At 53.6% G+C, this 4,259-nt stretch carries 4 tRNA genes and 2 rRNA genes (1 of these 6 cut by a window edge); all 6 read left to right on the forward strand.

The window, feature by feature from the left end:
• Positions 1–525: ribosomal RNA gene (locus tag ACESY8_RS19270) — 16S ribosomal RNA — on the forward strand; it begins 1,095 nt to the left of the window's first position.
• A 220-nt stretch (positions 526–745) separates the two neighbouring features.
• Positions 746–822, forward strand: a tRNA-Ile gene (locus ACESY8_RS19275).
• A gap of 10 nt (positions 823–832) precedes the next feature.
• Positions 833–908 (forward strand) — tRNA-Ala (locus tag ACESY8_RS19280).
• Between the two features lie 267 nt (positions 909–1,175).
• Positions 1,176–4,017: ribosomal RNA gene (locus ACESY8_RS19285) — 23S ribosomal RNA — on the forward strand.
• Together the 16S and 23S rRNA genes with 4 tRNA genes alongside form the textbook arrangement of a ribosomal RNA operon.
• Positions 4,018–4,104: 87 nt before the next feature.
• A tRNA-Lys gene (locus ACESY8_RS19290) sits at positions 4,105–4,180 on the forward strand.
• Positions 4,181–4,182: 2 nt separating this feature from the next.
• Positions 4,183–4,257: transfer RNA gene (locus tag ACESY8_RS19295), tRNA-Glu, on the forward strand.
• Positions 4,258–4,259 lie beyond the last annotated feature (2 nt).

Consider the following 4,259-nt stretch of genomic DNA (forward strand, 5'->3'; position numbering starts at 1 on the left):
AGTGCATTAGGTGCCCTTCGGGGAAAGTGGAGACAGGTGGTGCATGGTTGTCGTCAGCTCGTGTCGTGAGATGTTGGGTTAAGTCCCGCAACGAGCGCAACCCTTATTGTTAGTTGCTACGCAAGAGCACTCTAGCGAGACTGCCGTTGACAAAACGGAGGAAGGTGGGGACGACGTCAAATCATCATGCCCCTTATGTCCTGGGCCACACACGTACTACAATGGTGGTTAACAGAGGGAGGCAATACCGCGAGGTGGAGCAAATCCCTAAAAGCCATCCCAGTTCGGATTGCAGGCTGAAACCCGCCTGTATGAAGTTGGAATCGCTAGTAATCGCGGATCAGCATGCCGCGGTGAATACGTTCCCGGGCCTTGTACACACCGCCCGTCACACCATGAGAGTCGGGAACACCCGAAGTCCGTAGCCTAACCGCAAGGAGGGCGCGGCCGAAGGTGGGTTCGATAATTGGGGTGAAGTCGTAACAAGGTAGCCGTATCGGAAGGTGCGGCTGGATCACCTCCTTTCTAAGGAGACTTCAACGGAAGTAGTTTTCTGTTGTAACGTCCTAAGGTCAGCTTTCTGGAGCGAATGGCTTTCACGTTGTTTAATTTAGAGGGTACACTCTCGGGTACCCGAACAGAGCCCGGCGAAGCGGGTCTGTTCGGGAGAGGAGACGCAAGAGAGCGCAGTGAGGGATGGCCGTGAGGACGTCACGAACGGAGCGGACTTTGCGTCGACGACGACGGGCCCATAGCTCAGCTGGCTAGAGCGCACGACTGATAATCGTGAGGTCGGTGGTTCGAGTCCACTTGGGCCCACCACCAAAACCCTGGGGGTTTAGTTCAGCTGGTAGAACACCTGCTTTGCAAGCAGGGGGTCACCGGTTCGAGTCCGGTAACCTCCACCAATTTAAGAATGGATTTTAACACTCAAGGGATTGAGTGTTAAAATCTGGCCTTAAAGGCTGGAAGGCGGCACCTTGAAAACTGAACAATGTAGATCGAAAGTACAAGAGCAAGCAACAGAGGGCAAAACAGCAATGTTGTGGAACTAAGATAGAATGGCGAAAGCCGTTCTAGTAAGGGTAAAAACAATGGAGCTAATTGCAAAACTTCTGTGATGCCTGCATAATTCATGATTTTGAGAACAGCTCAGAGATGAGACTGTTCTACAAGGTCAAGCTAGAAAGAGCGCAAGGGGAATGCCTTGGCATCAGGAGCCGAAGAAGGACGTGACAAGCTGCGATAAGCTGCGGTGAGCTGCACATAAGCTTTGACCCGCAGATTTCCGAATGGGGAAACCCGGCAGAGCAATACTCTGTCAGCGTGCGTTGAATCAAATAGGCGTACGCGGGGAACCGCCTGAACTGAAACATCTAAGTAGGGCGAGGAAGAGAAATCAACCGAGATTCCGCTAGTAGTGGCGAGCGAACGCGGAAGAGGGCAAACCGGAGGATTTATCCTCCGGGGTTGTGGACAGTTTTTTAGCAACTGGAACTAGGAGAACGGTATGGGAAGGCCGGCCATAGCGGGTGATAGCCCCGTATCCGAAAGGGAAGGTTGTGCGACTGGATCCAGAGTACCGCCGGACACGTGAAACCCGGTGGGAAGCTGGGGGGACCACCCTCCAACCCTAAATACTACCTGATGACCGATAGAGGAGCAGTACCGTGAGGGAAAGGTGAAAAGGACCCCGGGAGGGGAGTGAAAGAGAACCTGAAACCTTGTGCTTACAAGCACTCAAAGCCCGTTAAAGGGTGATGAGGTACCTTTTGTAGAATGGTCCGGCGAGTTATTGTTACTGGCAAGCTTAAGGCATTCAGTGCCGGAGGCGAAGGGAGACCGAGTCTGAATAGGGCGTATGAAGTCAGTGGCAATAGACCCGAAACCGGGTGACCTATCCATGGGCAGGTTGAAGTGGGGGTAAAACCCCATGGAGGACCGAACGCACGCCCGTTGCAATGGTCGGCGATGACCTGTGGATAGCGGTGAAATTCCAATCGAACTCGGAGATAGCTGGTTCTCCCCGAAATAGCTTTAGGGCTAGCGTTGGCTTAGATTACCGGAGGTAAAGCACTGAATGGGCTAGGGGCCGATAAGGTTACTGAACCCTATCAAACTCTGAATGCCGGATAATTGATGGCCAGCAGTCAGTCTACGTGAGATAAGTCTCGTGGACAAAAGGGAAACAGCCCAGACCCACAGCTAAGGTCCCAAAGATACGCTAAGTGGAAAACGATGTGGAGTTGCGAAAACAACCAGGATGTTGGCTTAGAAGCAGCCACTCATTAAAAGAGTGCGTAATAGCTCACTGGTCGAGTGACTCTGCGCGGAAAATATAACGGGGCTAAGCGTAACACCGAAGCTTGGGCTGCACAGCAATGTGCGGGGTAGGGGAGCGTCGAATATGGGGTGAAGTCGCAGCGGAAGCAGCGGTGGACTGTATTCGAGTGAGAATGCCGGAATGAGTAGCGAGAATTATGTGGGAATCATAATGGCCGAAAATCTAAGGTTTCCTGGGGAAGGTTCGTCCGCCCAGGGTAAGCCGGGAGCTAAGGCGAGGCCGAAAGGCGTAGTCGATGCACATACGGTTGAAATTCCGTAGCCACCGAACCTTAAGTACACTGACACATGGAGATAGCGGGACCCGGGCGTTGGTTGACCCGGGCGTAAGGGACCGAACTTTAGTAGGGAAGTCCGCGATGCTCTGTGGCGAGAAAAGGTGTATGGTATGCTAAGGTGCCCGTACCGCAAACCGACACAGGTAGATGAGGAGAGAATCCTAAGGCCAACGGGAGAAGGGTTGTTAAGGAACTCGGCAAAATGACCCCGTAACTTCGGGATAAGGGGAGCCTCCTACGGGAGGCCGCAGCGAATAGGCCCAAGCGACTGTTTACCAAAAACACAGGTCTCTGCTAAATCGAAAGATGACGTATAGGGGCTGACGCCTGCCCGGTGCTGGAAGGTTAAGAGGAGATGTTAGCCGCAAGGCGAAGCATTGAATCGAAGCCCCAGTAAACGGCGGCCGTAACTATAACGGTCCTAAGGTAGCGAAATTCCTTGTCAGGTAAGTTCTGACCCGCACGAATGGCGTAACGACTTGGGCGCTGTCTCAACAGCCCACCCGGCGAAATTGTTGTACTGGTGAAGAAGCCAGTTACCCGCAACTAGACGGAAAGACCCCATGGAGCTTTACTGTAGCTTAATACTGGAAATCGGTAAATCATGTACAGGATAGGTGGGAGACTTGGAAGCCAGGGCGTCAGCTTTGGTGGAGTCAACCTTGGGATACCACCCTTGATTTGCTGGTTTTCTAACCTGCGGCCGTGAATCCGGTCGGGGGACACTGTTAGGTGGGCAGTTTGACTGGGGCGGTCGCCTCCTAAAAGGTAACGGAGGCGCTCAAAGGTTCGTTCAGCACGGACGGAAACCGTGCAGTGAGTGTAAACGCATAAACGAGCCTAACTGCGAGACCGACGGGTCGAGCAGTAACGAAAGTTGGAGTTAGTGATCCGGCGGTATGCAAGTGGAAGTGCCGTCGCTCAACGGATAAAAGCTACCCTGGGGATAACAGGCTGATCTCCCCCAAGCGTCCACAGCGACGGGGAGGTTTGGCACCTCGATGTCGGCTCGTCACATCCTGGGGCTGTATTCGGTCCCAAGGGTTCGGCTGTTCGCCGATTAAAGTGGCACGCGAGCTGGGTTCAGAACGTCGTGAGACAGTTCGGTCCCTATCTGTTGCGGGCGTAAGAGATTTGAAGGGAGCTGTCCTTAGTACGAGAGGACCGGGATGGACGTACCTCTGGTGCACCAGTTGTCCTGCCAAGGGCATAGCTGGGTAGCTATGTACGGACGAGATAAACGCTGAAGGCATCTAAGCGTGAAACTCCCCCTAAGATTAGATCTCTCATTCGAAAGAAGTAAGGCACGACGTAGACTATGTCGTTGATAGGCCGGAGGTGGAAGCACGGTAACGTGTGCAGCTGACCGGTACTAATAAGCCGAGGGCTTGACCTTAACATGGATGATTGCAGGCGCTTGCGAAGTGCGGAAGATTTACATTGTTCGGTTTTGAGGGTGCAGCACCCTGGATGGTGGCGACAAGCGCCTTTAGCTCAGCTGGTAGAGCAACTGACTCTTAATCAGTGGGTCCCCGGTTCGAATCCGTGAAGGCGCACCAATGGCCCGTTGGTCAAGCGGCTAAGACGGCGGCCTCTCACGCCGCAAACGTGGGTTCGATTCCCGCACGGGTCACCATC

It is taken from the genome of Clostridium sp. ATCC BAA-442 (assembly GCF_964239415.1).
GTDB classification, from domain to species: domain Bacteria; phylum Bacillota; class Clostridia; order Oscillospirales; family Oscillospiraceae; genus Flavonifractor; species Flavonifractor plautii.